The 24054-nt window shown below is 41.7% G+C and carries 14 protein-coding genes; 12 read left to right on the top strand and 2 right to left on the bottom strand.

The window, feature by feature from the left end; translation table 11 throughout:
- Nucleotides 1-52 precede the first annotated feature (52 nt).
- Nucleotides 53-1261, bottom strand: coding sequence for a hypothetical protein (locus Q0983_RS01020; protein ID WP_299547397.1), 1209 nt, complete (start codon nucleotides 1259-1261; stop codon nucleotides 53-55).
- An 85-nt stretch (nucleotides 1262-1346) separates the two neighbouring features.
- On the opposite strand from Q0983_RS01020, the gene Q0983_RS01015 reads away from it, so the two are divergent.
- Genes Q0983_RS01015 through Q0983_RS01005 form a run of 3 tightly spaced genes read left to right on the top strand, consistent with a single transcriptional unit; the run spans nucleotide 1347 to nucleotide 7149 of the window.
- Complete coding sequence (locus Q0983_RS01015; protein ID WP_299547394.1) at nucleotides 1347-4625, top strand: DUF1553 domain-containing protein; 3279 nt, start codon at nucleotides 1347-1349, stop codon at nucleotides 4623-4625.
- Nucleotides 4626-4636: 11 nt separating this feature from the next.
- Entirely contained in the window at nucleotides 4637-6079 is a 1443-nt protein-coding gene (locus Q0983_RS01010) for a DUF1501 domain-containing protein (RefSeq protein ID WP_299547392.1), read from the top strand.
- Between the two features lie 5 nt (nucleotides 6080-6084).
- Nucleotides 6085-7149, top strand: coding sequence for a 6-bladed beta-propeller (locus tag Q0983_RS01005; protein ID WP_299547389.1), 1065 nt, complete (start codon nucleotides 6085-6087; stop codon nucleotides 7147-7149).
- A 550-nt stretch (nucleotides 7150-7699) separates the two neighbouring features.
- Here the strand turns inward: Q0983_RS01005 and Q0983_RS01000 are convergent.
- Nucleotides 7700-9316 (bottom strand): tetratricopeptide repeat protein, encoded by a 1617-nt coding sequence (locus Q0983_RS01000; RefSeq protein ID WP_299547386.1) that lies wholly within the window; start codon nucleotides 9314-9316, stop codon nucleotides 7700-7702.
- Nucleotides 9317-9484: 168 nt separating this feature from the next.
- Between Q0983_RS01000 and Q0983_RS00995 the strand changes: the two genes are divergently transcribed.
- The 9 genes from Q0983_RS00995 to Q0983_RS00955 all read left to right on the top strand — a co-directional run bounded on the left by Q0983_RS00995 (nucleotide 9485) and on the right by Q0983_RS00955 (nucleotide 24035).
- Nucleotides 9485-10897 carry a sulfatase-like hydrolase/transferase gene (locus Q0983_RS00995; RefSeq protein ID WP_299547383.1) on the top strand — a complete coding sequence of 471 codons (1413 nt, stop codon included), beginning with the start codon at nucleotides 9485-9487 and terminating at the stop codon, nucleotides 10895-10897.
- A 16-nt stretch (nucleotides 10898-10913) separates the two neighbouring features.
- Nucleotides 10914-12920, top strand: coding sequence for a beta-L-arabinofuranosidase domain-containing protein (locus Q0983_RS00990; protein ID WP_299547380.1), 2007 nt, complete (start codon nucleotides 10914-10916; stop codon nucleotides 12918-12920).
- Between the two features lie 127 nt (nucleotides 12921-13047).
- A complete protein-coding gene (locus Q0983_RS00985; RefSeq protein ID WP_299547377.1) occupies nucleotides 13048-15663 on the top strand; it encodes a PSD1 and planctomycete cytochrome C domain-containing protein in 2616 nt (871 codons plus the stop codon).
- Nucleotides 15660-17150 carry a DUF1501 domain-containing protein gene (locus Q0983_RS00980; RefSeq protein ID WP_299547374.1) on the top strand — a complete coding sequence of 497 codons (1491 nt, stop codon included), beginning with the start codon at nucleotides 15660-15662 and terminating at the stop codon, nucleotides 17148-17150. The genes Q0983_RS00985 and Q0983_RS00980 overlap by 4 nt, the downstream gene beginning before the upstream one ends.
- A 4-nt stretch (nucleotides 17151-17154) precedes the next feature.
- Entirely contained in the window at nucleotides 17155-18066 is a 912-nt protein-coding gene (locus Q0983_RS00975; protein ID WP_299547372.1) for a twin-arginine translocation signal domain-containing protein, read from the top strand.
- A gap of 50 nt (nucleotides 18067-18116) precedes the next feature.
- On the top strand, nucleotides 18117-19514 hold the full coding sequence (locus tag Q0983_RS00970) for a c-type cytochrome domain-containing protein (RefSeq protein ID WP_299547369.1): 1398 nt from the start codon (nucleotides 18117-18119) through the stop codon (nucleotides 19512-19514).
- A gap of 161 nt (nucleotides 19515-19675) precedes the next feature.
- Nucleotides 19676-20005 carry a hypothetical protein gene (locus tag Q0983_RS00965; RefSeq protein WP_299547366.1) on the top strand — a complete coding sequence of 110 codons (330 nt, stop codon included), beginning with the start codon at nucleotides 19676-19678 and terminating at the stop codon, nucleotides 20003-20005.
- A 64-nt stretch (nucleotides 20006-20069) separates the two neighbouring features.
- On the top strand, nucleotides 20070-21680 hold the full coding sequence (locus tag Q0983_RS00960; protein WP_299547363.1) for a sulfatase-like hydrolase/transferase: 1611 nt from the start codon (nucleotides 20070-20072) through the stop codon (nucleotides 21678-21680).
- 192 nt (nucleotides 21681-21872) lie between these two features.
- A complete protein-coding gene (locus Q0983_RS00955) occupies nucleotides 21873-24035 on the top strand; it encodes a hypothetical protein (RefSeq protein ID WP_299547360.1) in 2163 nt (720 codons plus the stop codon).
- Nucleotides 24036-24054 lie beyond the last annotated feature (19 nt).

The raw sequence follows: 24054 nt of genomic DNA, 5'->3' as shown, positions 1-24054 counted from the left end.
TTATACAATCGATTGCATCTATAATAAACAGTGCCAATGGTTTTATTTTAGTTTAGTTCCTGAACAGGTCACCGGCTGTTTTTTTGTTGATCTCAAGAATGGTAGGATTCAATTCCATACGATCGATGCCTTTAACCTCAAAAAGGATCTCATAGTATTGGGGAATGGCTCCAAACTTTGCCAGCATCTGATCCTCCAGTTCGGTAAGCAAACTGCCATCGGTAAAATATTTTAAGCTCTGTGAGGCACCGGTATCCCATATGCCGCCAAAGAGGTAAATGTCATTGCTGTTTGAGCCCGGTATTTTCATAATAATGCCATAATCGGTATGATAGGCGTTGGGATCACCAAAGGGACGAAGTAACTTTTTTTGGCCGGTACTATCGGTATAAACAATGGCATCCTCTTCGGTGTTGTAGGGGAATGCCGTGGTTTCGGTATAATCCCTGAATAAACCGAAGGTCTTGATCATGCCTAAAACCATAAAATCCCCGTCCTGTAAGGCTTTCGGGTTAAAACGTGCCATATTCCTCACTGCAAAAATTTTATCGTTTTTGGCGAAAATATTGGTGAGGTCCTTGATCCATAAAGCACTGTTGTAAATGAGAAACGTATATTCGCCGGCTTCATAGGTTACATGTTCGGTTGAGCGCTTGGAAACGAAGTCTTCAAATTCGGTTACGGAGTTCACGCGTGCATGGCGTATGGTTTTAGCCGTATTGTTTATAGTGTCAATTTCATCGTAAATAAACAGGTCGCCTATAACAACGGTTAAAGGTTGTTGGTCTGACAGAACCCCTTTCCATAATTCGGATGTATTAAAAACAGATTCTGATGCTCCATTTAAAGTTTTCAGGTTAAAGAACAGGGATAGTAATAATAAAAATAATAAGACACCAATAATAGTCTTTAAGGGATATTGTTTTTTGAGTTTTGGTGTCGCTTTGTTTGCAACAAATTCAATTTCATAACTGCCCTTGGGGATCCTTAAGCGCTTTTTTTCATGCTTCCCTTCGTTTTCATAATAGACTTCAAGCTTTTTTCTCAGGTTATACACATACACGCGCACCAAGGTGTTTTGTGAGGGATCAAAATCAGTTCTTCCAAAAATTTCCGAGGCAATAGTCGTCTCTTTGGGAACATTTTGGTTTAAGGTACAGTTCACCAGGTACTTTAACAGATTAGCATAAGTGCCCGATTTTCCAAAGGATTTACTGGAAATAATACGTTCAAGAAGCTTATGATGATCTTGCGGTTCCATGCAGTGTTTTAGTGTAGGTTTTAAAGGTAACAAATAATTTATTAACAGTTAATAAAACAGTTTATTCACGTATTAACTGTTAATAATGATGGTTATATTTGGAATTCAGGACGATTTAAAAGGTATGAGATTCAACGCATTAAGTTTAATAATTTTAATGCTGGTATACAGTTGTGGGTGGCGAACACCAGACGCACTTATACCGGCTATGGAACGTATTCCGGAGACGGTTGATTTTAATTATCATATCAAACCGATCTTATCGGATAAGTGTTTTGCCTGCCATGGGCCGGACGCCGATAATCAGAAATCGGATCTGAGACTGGATACCTCGGAGCATGCCTTTATGACCCTGGGTGAGGAGCAGATCCATGGGATTGTTCCCGGAAGGCCTGGTAGAAGCCATGTGGTAGATAGAATTTTGTCACCGGATAAAGATGCGGTCATGCCACCGCCCGAATTTAATTTGACCTTAACTGATACGGAAAAAGCCTTATTGATTAAATGGATTCAACAGGGCGCGGAATACAAACCGCATTGGTCTTTTATCAAACCTGAGAGATCCGGCTTACCAAAAACAAAACATAAGGAATGGGTAGAAAATGAGATTGACCATTATGTAGCTGCTAATCTTGAAAGCCATGGTCTAAAGCCATCAGAAAGGGCTACCAAAGAAACATTGATAAGGCGTGCGTCATTTAGTTTGACCGGATTGCCGCCTACCGTTGAGCAGATCGAATCTTTTGTCAAAGATACCTCGCCCGATGCCTATGAGAACCTGGTGGACGCCTTGTTGGGAACTACTGCCTATGGCGAGCGTATGGCAGCTGATTGGATGGATGTGGCACGCTATGCCGATAGTGATGGGTATTTAGATGACAAGCACCGTGATTTTAGTCCGTATAGAGATTGGGTGATTGGTGCCTTTAATCGGAATATGTCTTATGAAGAATTTGTAACTAAGCAATTGGCAGGAGATTTAATGCCCAATGCTGATGTTCAAACTGTACTTCCAACAGCGTTCAACAGACTCCATAAAAAGAATTCCGAAGCAGGGATCGTTTTTGAAGAGTTCAGGGCGGAGTACGTAGCTGATAGAACCGCTACCATGTCCAAGGCGTTTTTAGGCTTAACGGTAGAATGCGCCCGATGTCATGACCATAAATATGATCCTATTAGCCAAAAGGACCACTATGAATTAGCAGCCTTTTTTAACAGCACGAACGAAATAGGAACGGCGGTTTACGGCCCCGACCAAACACCCGGCCCCTCCTTATTACTTACCAATAAGGAACAGCAACAAATTATTGAATTTTTAGAAAGGGATATTGATAAATCGACAGCCAAACTTCAGGCTATAAAGGAACAAAGTGAGTCAGATTTTAATAGTTGGCTGGATAAGGGTAATGCCGGTATCTACCAAAGCGTAGTCAATGGAACGCAAAACAGCTTAGTAGCTGAGTATGCCTTTGATAAGTTTATTCCTAAAGGGAAAAACACATATAATATTCCTGCTAATAACAGTATTGAAGCGGCCAGTGCAAAAGACCCCGTAATTAAAGACGGACAGAAAGGGAAAGCCTTGTTCTTAAATGATTTTACCAATTTTAATTTGCCTAAAAAAGTGGGTTGGTTTGACCATACCGATCCCTTTTCTGTGAGTTTGTCCATTTTTCCGGATAAGGTCTATGAAGATGCCATGGTATTCAACCATTGTGAAGATATCAGAAATGGGTATAAAGGCTATTCGTTTCATTTGGAAAACAACCATTTAAAATTTATTATGGCGTTCTCGTGGCCTTCCAATGCCATTCAAATAAGCTCTAAGGCTCCCATTAAAGAGAAAGAATGGGCCAATATCACCATATCTTATGATGGTTCCGGAAGGGCCGAAGGCATTCGCTTGTTTAAAGATGGAGAAGAAATTCCGGTGAACATTGATATGGACCATCTTTATAAATCCATTCTTTTTAAGTGGGATCTCCATACCTATGGGTTTCATGGATTCCGGATTGGAAGACGTGATGGTATGCGGTCTTTTGTGGACGGTGGTATTGACAATTTGAAGATTTATAATAAAGCATTGTCTGCAGTTGAGATAACATACCTTGAAGACCAAAAGGCATTAAAAGAAATACTTGAGACTAAGACAGCTGATACCAACAAAAAACGGCTATCCGATTATTATTTTGCCAATTTCCACACGCCTCTCGAAGTTGAAAAACGGCAATTGCAAGGATTGAAAAAACAGCTCACTCAGCATGTGGATAGTATTCCGGAAATTATGGTTTTAGGTGATTTAAAGGAACCAAGACCAACTTTTGTGCTTGATCGCGGACAATATGATGCTCCAACCGAAGAAGTGTTTCCGGGAGTGCCAGAGGCCATTCTTCCTTTTGATGATAAACTTCCTAAAAACCGATTGGGATTAACCAAGTGGTTGTTTAGTCAGGAAAACCCCTTAACAGCCAGGGTCTTTGTAAACAGGATTTGGCAAATGCATTTCGGAAGGGGGATTGTAGAGACGGCCGATGATTTTGGAAGTCAGGGAAGCTTACCATCGCATCCGGAGTTGTTGGATTACCTGGCGGTAAGTTTTATGGAATCCGGATGGGATATCAAGGCTTTGCATAAGCAAATTGTGATGTCTGCCACCTATCAACAAAGTTCTAAAGTGGATAACAAGTTACTCGAGTTAGATTCGGAAAATGTCCTATTGGCCAGAGGGCCAAGCTTTAGGCTACCCGCCGAAATGATACGTGACAATGCCCTTGCCATTAGTGGCCTGTTGTCTGATAAGATTGGTGGCCCCAGTGTATATCCTTATCAACCCAAAGGGCTTTGGGATGCATTGAGCAATAAGAAATGGCGTTATAAATATCTTCAGGAACCGGGTGAAGGACTATACCGAAGAAGCTTGTACACTGTTTGGAAACGTACCTCCCCACCACCTGGTATGAGCATTTTTGATGTAGCCGATCGCGGTGTATGTGCTGTAAAAAGACGACAAACCAGTACGCCTTTACAGGCCCTGGCACTGCTTAATAATCCCCAATTCATAGAAGCCGGCAGGGTTTTGGCAGAAAATCTTATGGAACAGCACCCGCATGATACCACAGCACAATTGCAACATGCCTTTAAGCTGGGAACAGGAAGAACACCGGCGGCTCATGAATTAAATATTTTAGAAAAATTTTATAGGGATGAGCTGAGTAGATTTGAAACTGAACAGGACGATGCCTTAGCTTATTTAAATATTGGTGAAACACCTATAAATAATAAAACCAATAAAGTACGAGCCGCTGCTTTGGCAACGGTTATAAATGGTATTATGAATACCACCGATGCTTACACATTACGATAAAAGAAAATATCATGGATGACATAAAAAGACAATTACAATTTGCAGAATCCAGAAGGGGGTTTTTAAAGAAAGCGTCGTTAGGTTTTGGTTCCATAGCTTTGAGTTCTATGTTGGCACCGGCATCCGCTTTCGGAAATACGCTTATGGGTGGGATGAACGGACCTCACTTTTTACCAAAAGCTAAAAGGGTCATTTACCTGTTCCAGAGCGGGGCACCCTCGCAAATTGAAACCTGGGACTATAAGCCGGCTTTAGCCAAATGGCATGGAAAAGAAATTCCACCATCGGTTAAAGGGACCCAACGGAACTCAGGGATGGTAACTGACCAATCCACCTTTCCTTTGGTGCAATCCATTTTTAATTTTAAGCAACATGGACAGTCCGGTGCCTGGGTGAGCGAGCTTTTTCCATATACCGCTGAGGTTGTGGATGAGCTTTGCATTATCAATTCCATGTATACCGAAGCTATTAATCATGAGCCTGCCGTAATGTTTTTGCAAACAGGCTCCCAGTTGAGTGGGCGTCCGTCCATAGGCTCCTGGTTAAGCTACGGGTTAGGAAGTGACAATAAGAACTTACCCAATTTTGTGGTATTGGTATCTAAAGGCGGCGGCGCCCAACCCCTGAGTTCTGCAGCCTGGAGCAACGGGTTTTTGGCCTCGCATCACCAGGGGGTTCAGTTTCGTTCCGGAAAAGATCCGGTATTGTATTTGAATAATCCGCATGGGGTACACGACCAAGACCGCAGACGGGCCCTGGATTATATAAAAGCCTTAAACGACCGGCAATATGGCCTTTGGAATGATCCGGAAATCCAATCCAAGATCAATCAATATGAGATGGCCTATAAGATGCAGAGCTCCGTACCGGAAGCGGTTGATACTAAAGATGAGCCCGATCATATTTACAAATTATATGGCGAAGATGCCCGGATTCCGGGAACCTATGCTGCCAATTGTTTACAAGCCCGCCGTTTGGCAGAACGTGATGTCAAGTTTATTCAGCTCTATCACATGGGCTGGGATCAGCACGGTAATTTGCCGGGAGGCATCAAACGACAGGCCAGGGACACCGATCAGGCAACGGCCGGTCTTTTAAAGGATTTAAAACAACGCGGTCTATTGGAAGATACCTTAGTAGTCTGGGGCGGTGAGTTTGGAAGAACCAGTTTTTCGCAGGGGCGCTTAACCGCAACCAACTACGGAAGGGATCATCACCCGGGATGCTTTTCAATGTGGATGGCCGGAGCCGGTGTAAAAGCAGGGATGGTCTATGGAAAAACCGATGACTTCAGTTATAATGTGGTAGAGAATCCGGTACATGTACATGACTTTCAGGCAACGCTTTTGCATCTTTTGGGAATGGATCATGAAAGGCTTACTTTTAAACATCAGGGGCGTCGATTTAGACTCACCGATGTACACGGCCATGTAGTTAAAGACATTTTATCATAAACCTTATGCAGCGAAGAACATTTATAAAAACATCCACCAGGGCTGTTGCGGCAACAACCATAGCGTCAGCCGTACCATTTCATATTATGGCTTCCAAACCAAAATTAGGAGATATTATACTGGGGCACGGCGATTTCAAATATCGCTTAGAACGGGAATGGGGGAACCTGAACCCTAAAACCCATCCGGTTAAAAACTGTCACGAGATGGTGATGGACAAAAAGGGCCGGTTAATCATGCTGACCGATCATGTTAAGAACAATATTCTTATTTATGATAAATCAGGTAAATTATTGGACAGTTGGACCTTAAAATTACCGGGAGGTCATGGGTTGATGCTTCATGATGAAGGGGATTCGGAATACCTGTATATTACAGATCCCAATAAGGGTAAGGTCTTAAAATGTACTTTGGATGGTAAAATCATAATGGACTTAAAACATCCTGCCAAGGAAGGAGCCTATAGGGAAAGCATGCATTTTAGGCCAACCGAAACCGCCATTGGCCCTAACGGCGACATCTATATTGCCGATGGTTATGGCTCCCAATTCATCTTACAATATGATGCCAAAGGCAATTTTATTAGAAAATTCGGGGGTGATAGCTTTTTACAGGAAGCCAAATTTAAGCAAGCCCATGGCGTAGCCCTGGATACCCGCGACCCTGATAATCCAACGTTATTGTGTTCGGCGCGAATTAAAAATGCCTTTAAACGCTTCAGTCTGGACGGTAAGTATTTAGAAACCTACTATTTACCCGGCGCCTATGTCAGTCGTCCGGTGATTGATGGTGATAACCTCTATTCAGGGGTTTGCTTTGGTATGGAAAGAGGCGAATACAATATGAAGATGAACAAAGGTTTTGTGACTATTTTGGATAAAGACAACAAGGTGGTTTCTAATCCGGGTGGTACCAAGCCAAAGTATAAGAACGGGAAACTAAAACTGATGTACCAGGCCGAACCCGTTTTTAAGCATTGCCACGATGTATGCGTAGATGATGATAAAAATCTGTATGTCTGCCAATGGAATGCCGGGGGTGTGTATCCGTATAAATTGCATAGAATTTAACCTGACTCGTACTTCTTAGAACGTAGTCTTTCCAAATTTGCTTTGTCACCCTGAATTTGTTTCAGGGTCTATTCCCGTTTTCCGTATTAATTATAGGGATAGGAGATTGTTATTATAAAGGCTGGTTTCAAACACCCCTAAAGTCCCCTCAAGGGGACAATTTCATCTAATGGATTCCTGCCTGCTCAGGAATGACAAGCTTGGTCTACATATCATTACTGCTGTCACTTCGAGTGATCACGCTAAGGCGTGATTGTATCGAGAAGTAAATTTACATTGTCACCCTGAACTAGTTTCAGGATCTGCTCGCGTTACCCGTTCTAAATTATGGGGATAGGAGATTGTTATTATAAAGGTTGGTTTCAAACACCCCTAAAGTCCCCTCAAGGGGACGATTTCATCTAATGGACTCCTGCCTTCGCAGGAGTGACAGAAGTTAGACTGTTTAGGCAAAGGCTTGTCATTCCTGCGAAGGCAGGAATCCACAATAAAGTTCTAAACAAACTAAAAGGTTACAAATTACATCTCTATAACTGGTGCCTAACCCCATTTACGAAGCCTCTTTCTGAACAATAGTAGCAATATAATTAGATAAACTATCTTCCCTGGAAAGCCCTAATTTCTTTCTCACCCGGGAGCGCGCCGTATGGACGCCATGGGTGGAAATAGCCAGGATCTGCGACATTTCCTTACTGTCAAAATTCAATTTTATCAAGGCGCAAAGCTTCAGGTCCGTTGGTGTTAGATCAGAATGCAATTCCAGTAAGCGTGCATAGAATTTGTTATTCACTTTGGCAAAACGCAGGTTGAAGTCTTCCCACAGTTTTTTATTGTCCCGTTTATGCTGGCTGCTCAGGGTTCTATACTTGTCCGGGTCACTCGCTTTAAGGGCATCCAGCAATTCTGTAACAGTGTGTTCCTTTTCTATGATCTGGAGGGCATTGGCGGTAAGTTCTTTGTTTTTAGCTTCCAGAATGGCTTCATTTTTTTCCTGGACCACAGACTGTTCATAAACCATGCGCTTCATGCGGGTTTTTAGCCTGTAGGTAATTAAAGTTATTATGATCAAAACGAGCAGGATGCCGATGAGGAGCTTTAGCCTAAATCCGGCTTTATCCTTTAGTTCCAGTAAATTATTTTGAGCCAAAATCAATTCCTTTTGTTTTGAGAGGTCTTTCTGGTATTGGTTCTTAATTTCAAACAGGGATTTATTATGTCTGCTTTGGGTGTTAAACAGGCTATCCGACATAAATTTGGCGCCTTGCATATATTTAAACGCCTTGGATCTGTCGTTTTTTGAATAATATAAAAGCGCTAATTTTTCTAATACATCTGGTTTGATCTCATTGTGAACCATCAACGAATCTATGGCGCGAAGGGAGCGTTCATAATAATAAATGGCACTGTCCTGTTCACCGGTAGCTAGTTTTAAGTCCGCTATATAGGCATTGGCTTTGGCCTGATAACCGTGGGTCTGCTGCTCAAAAAAGGGAATGATGTTATTGAGATATGTTTCGGCCTTAAGATAATTGCCTTTTTGGGTATAAACATGGCCGTACAAGGCGTCTGCATAATAATGTCGTTGGTCCGATGATTGGTCTATATAACAAGAATCTAAATATGTTAAGGCGGTATTGTAGTCATTCATCTTGATATACTGGTTCGCGATACTAAAATATCCCGATGTTAATTTGGCCAGAGGATTTTCTTTGGCATTATGAAATACCTTGCCTATTTCTAAGCCTTTGTTTAGATAATGGAGTGCCAGGCTGTCTTTGCCATATATGCCATATAATAAGCCAAGCTTTCTGTATAATTTTAAAACGGGGAACTTGTCAGGAACGTCGTTGGTTAATGGCAACGTGTTCCAAACAATGTCAAAGGCTTTATTGTAATTCCCCCTATTCTGTTCTATATGAGCCAATCCTACCATGCAATGGATGTAATTGGCGGTGTCTTTTTCGGTCAAATAATGATCGGCCCGATCTTTAAAATATTTCAAAGCTTTGCCCTGGTCTCTCATAGCTAAGGTAAAACCTTCTTCAGGAAAGGTCTGAATGGAAAATGCAGTGGTATCTATGATCTGTGCAGTAGATATGAAAGTAAAAACCAGTCCAAAACAGATGATGGTAAAACGTCTTATGTCTTTTAAATAGCTGATTTTCATAGCAAAACAAATATTGGCCTTGAAGGTTGTGGCGTATTATGAAATGAGCAAATGTAGTTTAAATGTAGTTAAAAATTAATTATGTGTAGTTATAATACAACCTAATTCCGTGATTTAGTGTTTTTGAGTTTTAATTTTACAATCCAAATTAAACTAAACTGCTAAATAATGATAAAAAAACTGATTGTCCCGTGCGTATTCGCATTAATAACGATTCAGCTTCAAGCCCAAAAGCGAAGTGAAAAACCTAATGTCATCATCATCCTGGCCGATGATCTGGGTTGGGGTGATGTAGGTTTTAATGGTTGCACCGATATCCCAACACCCCATTTAGATAATTTGGCAAATGATGGGGTAAGCTTTGTTGCAGGCTACGCCACCCACTCCTATTGTGGCCCAAGTAGATCAGGATTACTAACGGGGAGATACCAACAGCGTTTTGGATGCGAGAATAATATAGGCAAAGATTTTGAAGGACCGGTAATGGGCTTGCCTTTAGATCAGCCCATGATCTCGGAAGTTTTAAAAGGCAATGGCTATCAAACCTGTGCCATTGGGAAGTGGCATTTGGGACACACGCCGGAGTACTGGCCCAATAATAGAGGCTATGACGATTGGTTTGGTTTTTCAGGAGGCTCCAGAAACTACTGGGGAAAATCCTGGGAAAAGAACTTCACCACCTGGCATCAGATCATGCGGGATGGCAAACCCGAACCGCTTGAAAACCTGAGCCATTTAACCGATGACTTTTCAAGGGAAGCTGTCAACTATATTGATGCTTACTCAAAATCAGATAAGCCGTTTTTTATGTATCTGGCTTATAATGCGCCGCATGCGCCTATACAAGCTACACAGGCGCATTTAGATTTAGTTGACCATATTGAACAAGGAGATAGAGCAGCTTATGCCGCCATGGTAGCCGGGATGGATGTCGGTATTGGACAAGTCATAAAAAAACTTAAGGAAACCGGGGAGTATGACAATACACTTATATTCTTCTATAGCGATAATGGCGGCCATGGAAAAGGTTCCAGTCAGGATCCTTACCGAGGCCAAAAAGGCCTGTTATTTGAAGGTGGGATTCGGGTGCCTTTCTTAATGTCTTGGCCGGCCGGGTTTAAAGGCGGAAGCAGATATGAAGAGCCTATAATTGCGTACGATATTTTCACTACCGTTCTACAAGCGGCTAATATCAATTATAAAAAAGCTGATGCATTGGATGGTGCCAATTTACTGCCATATGTCAAAGGTGAAAAAAATGGAGCACCTCATAAAGAGTTATTCTGGAGATATTCCGATGGTGCCGGGTATTGCGTTCGAAAAGGTGATTATAAATTGGTCAAAGAAGAGGTTCGGGGGGAAAAGTTTCTGTTCAACTTAAAAAACGATCCCTATGAGCAAGATAATCTCCTTAAGGCTATGCCGGAAAAGGTAGCCGAGTTACAGGCTGATTATGAAGCATGGAATACCGATAATGTAGAAAACCTGTGGCCCGATCCGCATTTACCAAACATCTTAAAGATGAAAAAGGCCAGGGAAGCCTTTGTTGACAAAGCGAGTGCCGGAGAAATCAGATATTAATGAATTTTAGATAGAAATGAGTTATAAAATATATTTTAATTTGGTGCTATTGCTTTTGATTGGTGTTGGTATGACTAATGCGCAATCCAAATTCACAACTGACATAGCATCTAATCAATATAAACCCGAAGGTTGGGTCAAAGAGTTTTTAAACCGTCAGGTGGCAGGTTTGGGCAGTCATCCTGAAGAAAGCGGATTCCCGTTTAATACAGGCATGTGGACCGAAAACATGGATTATCGCGATAGGGAGTATGCCGGAGGAAGTGATTGGTGGCCCTACGAACAAACCGGATATTATCTGGATGGGATACTTCGTTGCGGCACTATGACCGGGACATCAGCCTTAGTACAAAAAGCCAATGAAAACCTGAGTTATATTTTAGCTAATGCAGATGATGAAGGGATTTTGCACGCAGGCAAAATAGGGCTCGATAAAGAAGGCTGGCCTATGGTGGTCATTATGCGGATGCTTGTTGAAAAATATGAAGTAACGCAAGATGCGGAGCTCCTGGAAGCCATTGATAAACATTACAAGGCTGTCTTTGGTAAGCAGGACATATTCGATGCTGTTGATAAAGGCGGTTTTGAGATCCGACCGGTGTTACATGTGGAATTATTAGCGCATTTATATGTGATTACCGGCGATACATGGTATGTTGAAACCGCTGAAAAGCTGTATGGAGTGTTTCAGGAAAAAGTCCTGGAAAAAGCTGGAAAAAATAAAACTAGTTATGGGACCTCAGCGAAAGGCATGCAGGAAGGTGTGGTGCCTGCCGGGCATGCGGTTACCTATCATGAGTTCTTAAAACTTCCCGCAGTATTATATCAAATTACGGGTAAAGAATTATATAAAAAGGCCCTTTACAAAGCCTATCAACTTTTAGAAGACACCCATGAATTGGCCGATGGCGGTTATAGTAATCATGAAGGGCTGTCAGGTAAAGGATCTAACGAAAGTACGGAGGCCTGTAGCCTGATCGATTTTGGATGGACAACGGGGTGGTCGCTTTTGGCAACTGAAGATCCCTATTTTGCTGATAAAATGGAAAAGGTGCTTTATAATGCAAGTTTCAGTCTGATCTCAAAAGATTTTAAGGCCTACCAGTATTACCAAATGCCTAACTTATTGATAAGCACCAATGCCTCCAGTTTTTACAATGACGATGTGGGTTGGGGCTCAGTAGCAAAAGGGCGTTTGTGCTACCGTCCGGGGCATGATACCGAATGTTGCGCCGGGAATATTCATCGTATGTTACCAACCTTTATCAACAGGTCGTGTATGGTAAAAGATAATGTTGTTAAACTGGCCTTGTACATGCCGGGAACCATAACCATACCATTGAAAAAAGGCGATTTTAGTTTTACCCAGGAAACTAATTATCCGTTCGATCATCAGGTGAAAATAAAAATTGATAAAGCACCATCGAGCAAAGTAAGTCTTGGTTTAAGAATTCCAAAATGGGCGGATGCCTATATTATCCATCTGAATGGTAAAACGTCTCTGGAAGGAACCGATCATACCTTTTTTAAAACTATCTCCAGAAGATTCAAAACAGGTGATGTGATTGAAGTAGCTTTTAAAACGGCTCCTAAGATTGACGATCGAGGCAATGGTGTTGCTGTTAATTATGGTCCTTTGGTGTTCTCTTACCCAATAGAGAGCATTGTTAGAAAGAGTACTTATGATTCCGGTGACAAGTCGAGTCCTGAGTTTCCGGCCTATGAGTATTTTCCAAAGGAAATAATGAACTCCGGATGGGCCGTAGCTTTAGATAAAGCTATTTCAGCAGATGATATAGAGGTGATACAAACCCATGTTACCGGGTATCCCTGGGATTATGGTAACAGCCCGATTAAACTAAGGGTAAAGGCTAAAAAAGTGCTGAATTGGAAACTTAAAAACTGGGTGGAACCAACGGCCTATCCCGATAAAGTGGAAACCGGAGAAGCGTTAGAGGTGGAATTAGTACCTGAAGCTACCAGCATCTTAAGAATTACAGAGTTTCCGAAAGCCCGATTTTAATAATAATGGATTTATGAAAGGGATTGGAGTGGCAATTAACCGGTTTGTTAACAGTTAACGAAACTGTTTATTGGGGTTTTAACAGTTAAAAAACTGACTATATTTGAAATTAAGGTAAGGTATGAGTATGAGTAACAGCGCTTTAAATTATTGGAATTTTAGAGCCATGCTACCGGGGTGGTCAAAGGTGATAAAAACATCTTTTATATCGAATGGCAGTATGGGGTTTGTGATTTTTTGCGGCTTTTTAATGTTAAGTTGTAATTCCGGATTGACCGATGAGGTGGAGACGGCCTATAAAGCATTGCCCAGGGACATAGACTTTAACTTTCACGTCAGGCCTATTTTATCAGACCGTTGTTTTCATTGCCATGGTCCGGATGAAAAAGGACGCTCGGCAGATTTAAGATTAGATGTCAGGGAAGATGCCATTGCCAAATTAAAAGATAAGGATGCCCATGCCATTGTTCCGGGGAAACCCTGGGAAAGTGAATTGGTGAACCGGATCCTGTCTGATAATGCCGAATTGGTCATGCCACCGGCAGATTCAAAATTAGATTTATCGGCTAAAGAAAAAGCTATTCTGATTAAATGGATTGAGCAGAAAGCGCCCTGGAAAGACCATTGGGCCTTTATAAAACCGGAAAAGGTTGAACTACCAAAAATTGAAAACGAGTCCTGGGCCAGAAATGAAATTGACTTTTTTGTTTCTGAAACCTTAGAAAGTAATGGTTTAAAACCTTCGGAGGAAGCTGATAAAGTCACTTTAATAAGACGCTTAAGTTTTGACTTAACAGGCCTGCCACCCACCCCGGAAGAAGTTGAACAGTTTGTAAATGACAATTCAGAAGATGCCTATGAAAAATTAGTGGATAGGCTCTTGGCCTCACCCCATTATGGGGAACGTTGGGCCTGGGAATGGCTGGATGTGGCACGATATGCCGATACGAATGGCTTTCAGGGTGATTTTTCCAGGGATATGTGGCCCTGGCGCGATTGGGTGATTCAGGCTTTTAATAATAACATACCCTATGATGAATTCACCATAAAACAACTGGCAGGCGATCTTTTACCGAATGCCTCCAAAGACGATATTTTAGCCACAGCCTTTAACAGAAATCACCCTTATAATACCGAGGGAGGGACCATTCCGGAGGAAACCCGTGTAGTGAATGTATTTGATAGGGTGGAGACCACGGGAACCGTTTGGCTAGGATTAACTTTGGAGTGTGCCCGTTGTCACGACCATAAATTTGATGCGGTTTCTCAAATGGAATATTACCAGTTATACGATTATTTCAACCAAACCTCGGAAGAGGGCGGAGCATGGGATGAAAAGATAAAACCGGTTTTAAACATTGGAACTTTGGAACAGGAGCAAACCATTGAGCATATAGAAGCCTATTTAGAGACACTTTTTGATGCGATCGATGAAGCAGAATTAACGGAATTTCCAAGAGCAGAAGGATTGGCCGCATCAGAATCTGAAGTAGCACAAAATGTTAAGGGACTTGACCCTAGAATTTTAGCAAGGCCGGCCAAATTAAGAGGTAAATGGCAGTATAAACAATTGACGAAGTATTTTAATAAAAATGAGTACGGAGCGCTACTTAAAAAGACCTTTGAAAATAAAGAAAAGCTGGATGATCTGAGCTCAAAAATGTTACGGGTCATGGTAATGGATGAGGTCAAAGAGCCCAGGGAAACCTATGTTTTAAACAGAGGCGGTTATAACAATCCGGTTTTGGAAGAACCGGTGAGCATGAATGTTCCCAAAGCTTTACCCGAGCTTCCGGAAAATATGGAAAATAACAGGCTGGCTTTTGCAAAGTGGCTGGTGTCTAAAGAACAACCCTTAACCTCCAGAGTAACGGTAAACCGTTATTGGCAGGCCTTTTTCGGACACGGATTTGTAAAAACAGCTGATGATTTTGGCGTTCAGGGCGAACTGCCCACACACCCGGAATTATTAGATTGGTTATCGGTAGATTTTCAGGAAAACGGCTGGGATTTAAAAGCGCTGTTTAAAAAGATCGTGATGAGCGCCACCTATCGTCAGTCCTCAAAAGTAGATGAGAGTTTATTACAAAAAGACCCGGAAAATAAATTGTTGGCAAGAGCCACCAGAATGCGATTACCTTCCTGGATGTTACGCGATCAGGCGCTTTTAGTAAGTGGTTTAATGGTGGATTCCTTAGGAGGTAAACCTGTGAAACCCTATCAACCGGAAGGGATTTGGTCTGAGGCCACCTTTGGTAAAATAAAATACGATCAGGACCACGGCGATGCCTTATACAGAAGGACTCTATATTCGTTTTGGAGGCGTATTGTGGGGCCAACCATGTTGTTCGACAATTCAACACGTAATAAAACAGCCGTTAAACCACAGCGTACTAATACACCGTTACACGCTTTAAATACGCTGAATGACGTCACTTATATGGAAGCTTCGCGAGTTTTAGCTTCTAATGCCATAGCTTCCAAGACTTCGGAAAAGGAGAGAATAGAGCATATATTTTTACAGGTCACTTCCAGGAAACCCGGTGAAAAGGAATTGGACGTCCTTCAAAAGCGACTGATGGCGTTACAGCAGGAATATACCGGGCATGTTGAAGAGGCCAGGAAGATTGCCGTTGCAGGCGAATTCCATGTGGATGACAATTTGGACATACCGGAATTAGCATCTTATGCGGTGGTGAGTTCCATAGTATTAAATTTAGATGAAACCATAACCAGGCAATGATGAGCAAAGATAAATTACATCCTTTCGAGGCTTATAATGCAGGCATTACAAGGCGTGCCTTTTTTGGTAAAATGGCAAAAGGTATTGGCGCGGCCGCTTTGGGAACCATGCTAAATCCAAATTTGTTATTTGGATCGAACTCAGGTATGAGTGGAGCGCCTTTGGCAAATGATTTTGGGTTGCCGCATTTTCCACCGAAAGCAAAACGCATTATTTATTTGTTTCAAAATGGCGCACCGTCGCATTTGGATTTGTTCGATTATAAACCGATGTTACGCAAATGGCATGGGAAGCAAATCCCGGATGAACTCACGCATGGAAAACGCTTTTCAACCATGATCGGCGGACAAACGGCACGTCCGGTGATTGGTGAAATTTCCAATTTTGCACAACACGGGCAAAGTGGTGCCTGGGTATCTGATTTTATGCCAAAAACAGCTGAAATTATAGACGACCTTTGTTTTATTAAATCTATGTACACCGAATCCGTGAATCATGCGCCGGCCATAACTTTTTTCCTTACCGGTGCTGAACAACCCGGACGGCCAAGTATGGGATCCTGGTTAACCTATGGTTTGGGAAGTACGGCCAAAGATCTACCCGATTTTGTGGCCATGACCTCCAGGGATAAACAAGCCAGTTGCGGACAAATTTTTTATGATTACTACTGGGGAAGTGGTTTTTTACCAAGTAAATTCCAGGGCGTTAAATTCAGAGGTGGCGGTGATCCGGTGTTATACCTTAAAAACCCGGAAGGGATGAGCAGAAGTATGCGCAGGGAGATGTTAGATGACATGCAGGCCCTTAATGAGATGAATCACCGGGAATATGGCGATCCGGAGATCCTGACCAGAATAGCCCAATATGAGATGTCTTATAAAATGCAAATGAGTGTGCCGGAGCTAACCGATTTTTCAGATGAGCCACAGCATGTACTGGATATGTACGGACCCGAAGTACACCGCAAAGGAAGCTACGCCTATAATTGCATTATGGCGAGAAGACTGGCCGAAAGAGGGGTTCGTTTTATTCAATGCATGCATGCCGGATGGGACCAACATACCAATTTAAATCATCAGTTGAAGATTCAATGCGATGATACCGATGCACCGAGTGCGGCGTTGATAAAAGATCTTAAACAACGAGGCATGTTAGAAGATACTTTGGTCATTTGGGGCGGTGAGTTTGGTCGTACACCGTTCCTGCAAGGGAATATCAAAGATTATAAAAACTGGGGGAGGGACCATCACCCTTATGTATTCTCGTTGTGGATGGCAGGAGCCGGTGTGAAGCCGGGATTCACTTACGGCGCTTCTGACGATTTCGGATTTAATCCGGTTGAGAATCCGGTACATGTACACGATTTCCAGGCAACGGTGATGCACCTCATGGGTATAGACCACGAACATTTTACCTTTAAACATCAGGGACGTCGCTATCGTTTAACTGATGTGCACGGGCATGTAGTAAAAGATATTTTAAGTTAGAATTATGCAACAGACAAGACGACAATTTATTAAAGCAACTTCAGCAGCCGGTGCCGGATTAATGCTATCCGGTTTGCCGCTAATGGCAGCAACCAAACCGGGATCCGGTTTTAAACTCATGGTATTTTGCACTAAATGGGGTTTTAAGGGTGGTTTTGAAGCCTTTGCAAAAGCGGCAAAAAAAGAAGGGTTTGACGGGATTGCTGTGGGGGCACCTAAAGACGAAAAACAACGGGAAGTATTATTTGAAGCGCTTGATAAATATAATTTGGCCCTGGGAGGTTTTTCCAGTAGCGGGCATGGTAATAACTTCCAAAAACATTTGGAAACCTATGCCAATAGCCTTGACAACATATTGGCAATAAAACCACGCTATGTAAATTGCCATGCCGGGAAAGATTATTTCACGTTTGAGCAAAACAAGCAAATTTTTGAAATGGGTATTGCTAAATCCAAACAAAGTGGTATTCCCATTTACCAGGAAACACACAGAGGACGAGCATTATTTGCGGCACATTTGAGTGAGGACTTTTTAAATAAAATCCCCGATTTAAGGCTTACGTTGGATATTTCACATTGGTGTAATGTGGCAGAATCGTTATTAGATGATCAAAAAGCGATTGTAAATAAAGTCCTTAAACGGGTAGACCATATCCATGCACGCGTAGGTTTTCAAGAAGGTCCGCAGGTGCCGGATTTCAGGGATCCAAAATGGAAAAAAGCAACAGAAGCCCATTTTGCATGGTGGGATGAGGTGGCGAGATTAAAGAAAGAAGCCAATGAAGTGTTAACTGTTACTCCGGAATTTGGGCCCACCGATTATATGTGGAAAATGCCTTATACAGGCATGCCGGTGGCGGACCAATGGCACATCAATGTGGAGATGATGCATGCGTGGAGAAAAAGATATTTGTAATTCGTCTTCATAAATTTTTAAATTTGATACCATCAACTAAACACTAAACCATGAACGAGACTTCAGATTTTGTAATTTTTCTAGGGAGGTTCCATCCGCTTGTTGTGCATTTACCTATTGGCTTTATTATACTGGCAGCCATTATGGAAGGCTTGTCATATTTTAAAAAACGACAGTTTGACGGGTTGGATAAGGCTATAGCTATTACCATATTTAGTGGCGCTATAGGTGCTGTATTGTCGGTAGCTATAGGGTTTATGCTGTCAAAACAGGGTGGCTATAATGATCAAACTTTATTTTGGCATCAGTGGTTGGGCATTGTTGTGGGAGTCTTGTCTTTTGTAGGTTGGACTGTTAAAACGGAGCGATTAAAACTTGGGTTTTTATCTTCAAAAGTCATTCTGATCGTACTAATTATTCTTATTTCCATTACCGGTCATTTAGGCGGAAACCTAACGCACGGTAGCGATTATTTAACAGCATATGCACCCGGATTTATAAAAAAGGCATTTGGTAATTCGACCAGTGAAGTAGCTTTGGAGATCCCTTCAAAGCCTGACTCTATTCAGGTGTATAAACACTTGATTCAACCCGTTTTAAATGCGAAATGTGTAAGTTGTCATGGTGAATCAAAGTCCAGCGGGAATTTACTTTTAAATACGCAGGAAGGGATTCTGGAAGGCGGTGATGACGGTCATGCCATTACGGCTGGAAAACCTTTGGAAAGTGGTTTGTTTAAAAGAGCCACCCTGCCTCAAAGCAGTAAAAAGTTCATGCCGCCAAAGGGGGATCCCTTAACTTATAGTGAGTTGAAACTCATTGAATGGTGGATAAAAGAAGGGGCTTCGTTTGAAGATGCCATAACGGCTTATGATATTCCGGAAGATGTCAAACAGTTATTATTAAGGGATTTTGATATCGATACCAAGCCGAAACCTTATTTTGATACCATTGAGGTACCGCAGCTATCGGAGGAAACGCTTCTGGAACTAGAGCAGGCCGGTTGGATGGTGTCGTTTTTGTCAGACGGCCATCGCATGATGGATGCCGGTTTCAGGGCCGGCGACTTATCGACAGATACATTTGAAACCTTGCTAAAAGCGAAAGAACAGATCACCTGGTTGGATCTAAGTGGAAATCCCGTTGAAGATACCATGTTAAAAACCGTTGGCCAATTGACAAATTTAACGCGGTTAAATCTCAGTAATTCAGAAATCACAGATGCCGGTATCCCTAATTTAAAAGCACTGGTGCATTTGGAAGTTCTGAATTTATATGGAACCGATATTAGCGACGAAAGCTTAAAAACAATTGAAAGCCTGTCCGGTTTAAAACGATTGTATTTATGGCAAACACAGGTGACTACGGAAGGAGTTAAAGCGCTTAAGGAACAGTTGCCGGATGTTGAGGTAATTGGCATTCCTGAAAATAGCGCTTCAGACATTTAAAAAGAACTTGTATAATAATTGTGTAGTGCCTTGATAAGCTAATATGCTCTATATTAGTTACACTAAACCATTTCTTTACAAATCAAAATCATTTGTGGCCCGGGAAGGCACGTCATTCATTTAGATTTGCATGCACCTTTCCTGATAAACCATTTGAAGAAATGATAGCAATTAAACACATTTATTTTCTGTTTTTACTGTTTTTAGGCTTCAATCTAAATGCGCAACTCTTAAATCCAAATTTATTGGTTATAAGTGCTGCCGGACAAGCAGTAAGTGAGGCTCATGAGTTTATGAATCCGGGCGTGTATTTATCCAAAGATGGAGGAGGATCCTGGACAAAGATCAATAAAGAGTTGGGGCAACCCGATAAGATAGTAGATGTAAAACCGGATCCCTATAACGAAGACGTATTATGGTGCGCTTCCTGGGGCTGTGGCTGGTTTGTAGCTTATTTAAATGATTCAAAAGCACCCTGGTTAAAAGAATAATATTATGATAAAAAAGCTGAAAAAGAAAAACCATTAGTTATAGAATAACACTTTTATTAAACAGATGAAGACTATTAAAACATATTACATAGCATTAGTTATAGCCTTTTCAACGGCATTTGGATTTGCCCAAAAACAACCGAATATTGTTCTGCTTTTTGCAGATGATATCAGTGCGAGGGAATTGCCCATTTACGGATCAACCGTTTGGAGTCCGCCAAAAGGCGGGGATACTTCCGATTTAAAATATAAAGCCCAAACCCCGGTACTGGATAAAATTGCCGAAGCAGGGTGTTATGTTAAAACAGCCTGGGCCTCTACGGTTTGTGGCCCCAGTAGAGCCATGATGATGACGGGGCGTTATGCACATTTACACAAATGGTGGCATAATAAAGACAAGGGAAAAGCACCAAACGGCAAAGGAACCTGGAATTTATATGACAGCTCGCCGCACTCCATAGTCCATGTGGCCAAAGCAGGTGGGTATGCTACGTTTTGGGCGGGAAAAACCCAAATGAAAATTGACGGATTTCCATTTGACGAAGGTTGTTTCACTCCAGGGGAAGGTTCCTATAATACACCGATTCATACTACGGATTTTAGATTGGAAATGAGAAAAGTGGATGGCAAGAAAATCATATTTAATGCCGATACCAATAAGCCCATCCATAAAAAAAGCTATGTGCAATCCGGGTGGTACTGGAAGCCCCATGTGCAATTGATGAATCACCCGTCATCCTCCAAACGATTGGAATGGTGGCCTAATACTAAGGAATCCAAAAAGCGCTATGGATTGCACACCTATGGACCGGATGTGGAGTTGGAATTTACTTTTGAATTTATGGAAAGAAAGGCTAAAGAAGGAAAGCCGTTTTTTGTATATCACACCAGTCACTTAGGACATGATGCCTGGGACTTTTTAAATCCGTCATCAGGGAATAAATGGCCCGGAACGCCTAAAATCAGTTGGGATGGTAAAAAATATACTCGGGTAACTCCTAAAGTAACCGGAGATAACGGGGATTATAATACTTACGGAACCATTACCGAAAGCGGCATTCATACACATGTTAATTATTTAGACTATCAGGTGTGGCAATACCTTAATAAATTCAAAGAATTGGGTATTGAAAACAACACCATTTTTATCTTTTGCGCCGATAACGGAACCAGTGGTTATGGTAAGTCGAGTCCGGTATCGCAAAAAGGAACCCATGTACCATTAATTATATACGCTCCCGGAATGAACCTGACTAAAAAAGGCGCTCAGGATGTCTTGGCAAATATGTCTGATTTAATACCAACCATTGCCGATTTAGGCGGTATTACCATTCCGGAGTCTTATGAAATTAATGGCGAAAGTTTAGTACCTTTCTTAACAACCGGTAAACTAAAACACCGGGAATGGGTATACGGATATCATAAAGAAACAACCATTATTCGTGGTGATCTGGTAATGAAAGACGGTAACAATGTTTGGTATGATGTCAGCGAATACCCGGATGATTTGATCAGTTTTCCAAAGATCAAAGACTGGAGCTTAGTGTCTGAAGCCCATAGGCAAGAACGTGATAAGCTAAAAAAGATCGTTCCGAGATTTGATCAGCATGCCACAGCACATGATGCCCCGAAAGGCGGTATTGGTAAGGTTGACCCATTAGTTAGGAATAATTAATAGTAATAAACACAAGCACCATGGGCATAAAGTTTATAGGCTTTTAACAACAATGAAATTGTTGTCATTCCTGCGAAGGCAGGAATCCATAACAGGATAATTGGAATGCGAAAAAACGAAATGAGTATAAAAATTGTAGAAGCTGAAAATCTTGTACTAGAAGAGCATAGTTTTAACTAAGGATTGAGACCAATGAATTTAAAAAGTTTGATTTTAATAGTTGCCGGGTGTTTCTGTTGGGTTGTGAATGCACAGTCCGGGGGCGTCTTTAGGTCTTCGGAATCCGAAATCACTAAAATAGCCCTGGAAAAGCTGGCCACTGAAATCAGCTTTTCAAAATTTAATCTTGAAGCGGTAAAAAAGGCTAAAGCCTTAGATTCAAAGATCATTTTACTCCATACCGAAAATGATAAATCCTGGATAAAAAAGTTTAAGCTTAAGGTCGCTGATATTAAATCGGAAGGCTTTCAGATCATAACTAAAGATAACGATACCTATTTGGTGGCCTCTGATGATGCCGGACTCATGTACGGGATTTTAGAATTAAAAGACCAGCTTAAACTTTATGGTCTAAACTCAAAATTTAAAGAGAAAACGGAAAACCCGCATTTCTCCTTCAGGGCAGTTAAGTTTAATTTACCCTGGTCCTCCTATCGAATTGGTGAGTCGCTGCATCTTCATATGAAAACGGTCAAGGATACGGTGTTCTGGAAAGGCTATTTAGATATGATGGCAGAGAACAGGTTAAATGCCTTGACTCTGTGGAATTTGCATCCATTCACCTTTATGATCCAACCCGAAAAATTTCCTGAGGCCACTCAGTTCACAGGTCAGGAGTTTAAGGATTGGCAAACCTTCTGGCGCACCCTATTTAAAATGGCTAAAGACCGAAGCATTGAAACCTATATTGTAAACTGGAATATCATTACTTCGCCTGGATTGACTGAAACTCACAACGTAGCCAACTATAAGGACGATTTGGAGTGGCACTACGGATTTACCCCGGCAGACACCTCCCGGGTGATTGTGGATTACATGAGGGAAACCATTACCCAGACCATTAATGAATATCCTAATTTAACCGGCCTGGGCGTAAGTATAGGCGAGCGGATGCAAATGCCCATGGAAGATGCCATGAAATGGGTGAAAAACACCTTTGTGGCAGGCATGAAAAATGCCAATCGTAAAGTGAAATTTATACATCGTGCACCCTTTAAAGTAGAGCCTGAGATTGCTCGGGAATACATAGAGTCTTATACAGGAACTGAAGGACCTATAATCATGGAATTCAAGTTTAACTGGTCCCATGGACATTCCACACCCAACCTGGCCATTACCCATGGCGGGAAGGTGTCGGATCAATATTGGAACCCCAAACCATCCAATTACAAAATGGCCTGGATGATGCGTAACGAGGACTTCATTATGCTGAATTGGGGCCATACGGAATTCATCAAAGAGCATATTAAAGTGAATGATTTTCCGGATATCACTATGGGTTATTTTATAGGGTCTGAAACCTATATTCCGGCTAAGGAATATCGCATGAGTCCCGATAGTAATTATAATTGGACATATGCCTATGAAAAGGATTGGGAATTCTACCAAATGTGGGGACGCTTAATGTACAACCCCAATACCAGTGACGATTATTTTATTCAGAATTTTAAACACCGCTATGGCGATGCCGTTGGCGAACCCTTGTTTAAAGCTTTGCAGTTAGGCAGTGAAATGCCCTTGTGGTTTTCAACATTCTACAAAGGCACCTGGGACTTTACCATTTACAGCGAAGGCTTCCTTAACGGGAAACAACTTTACAGAAATTACAAAGAGGCCGAAGATGCGTTTATTCGGATAGATGAAATGATTACCCATGAAACGTTGGATCCACTCTACCTCAATATTGATGACTACAATAATCTCAAATTAGAAGGCAAGCCCATTTCCGAAGAACTTGTGACACCACTTGAAATTGCCGAAGAAATGGAGCAAAACGGATTGAAGATCCTGGAGTTGTGCGAAAAAATGAAAGGACAACCCGTAAAAGACATTGCTAATTTCAATATAGAACGAAACGATGTCAAAGCATGGGCTAACCTGAGCCTGTATTTTGCCGACAAGCTCAGGGCAGGTATTTATTTAGATGAAGCCGTCAAAACCAAAAGTCAGGAAAAAAAGGACAAGGCTATTGACTATCTCAGGAACGCCTCAAAACACTGGTTGGGCCTTGTAGATTCAACACAACAATATCAGGAAGTGTCGCTACTCCATATCAGGTCATTTAAATTTTCATGGGAGATGTATTATCCGCGTGTGCTAAAAGACATTGAAATAGCAGAAGCTGTAAAATTTTAAGATTTATAAACAACTGATA

This window comes from Seonamhaeicola sp. (assembly GCF_028281565.1).
Taxonomy (GTDB): domain Bacteria; phylum Bacteroidota; class Bacteroidia; order Flavobacteriales; family Flavobacteriaceae; genus Seonamhaeicola.
This window is presented reverse-complemented; position numbering and strand designations above follow the sequence as displayed.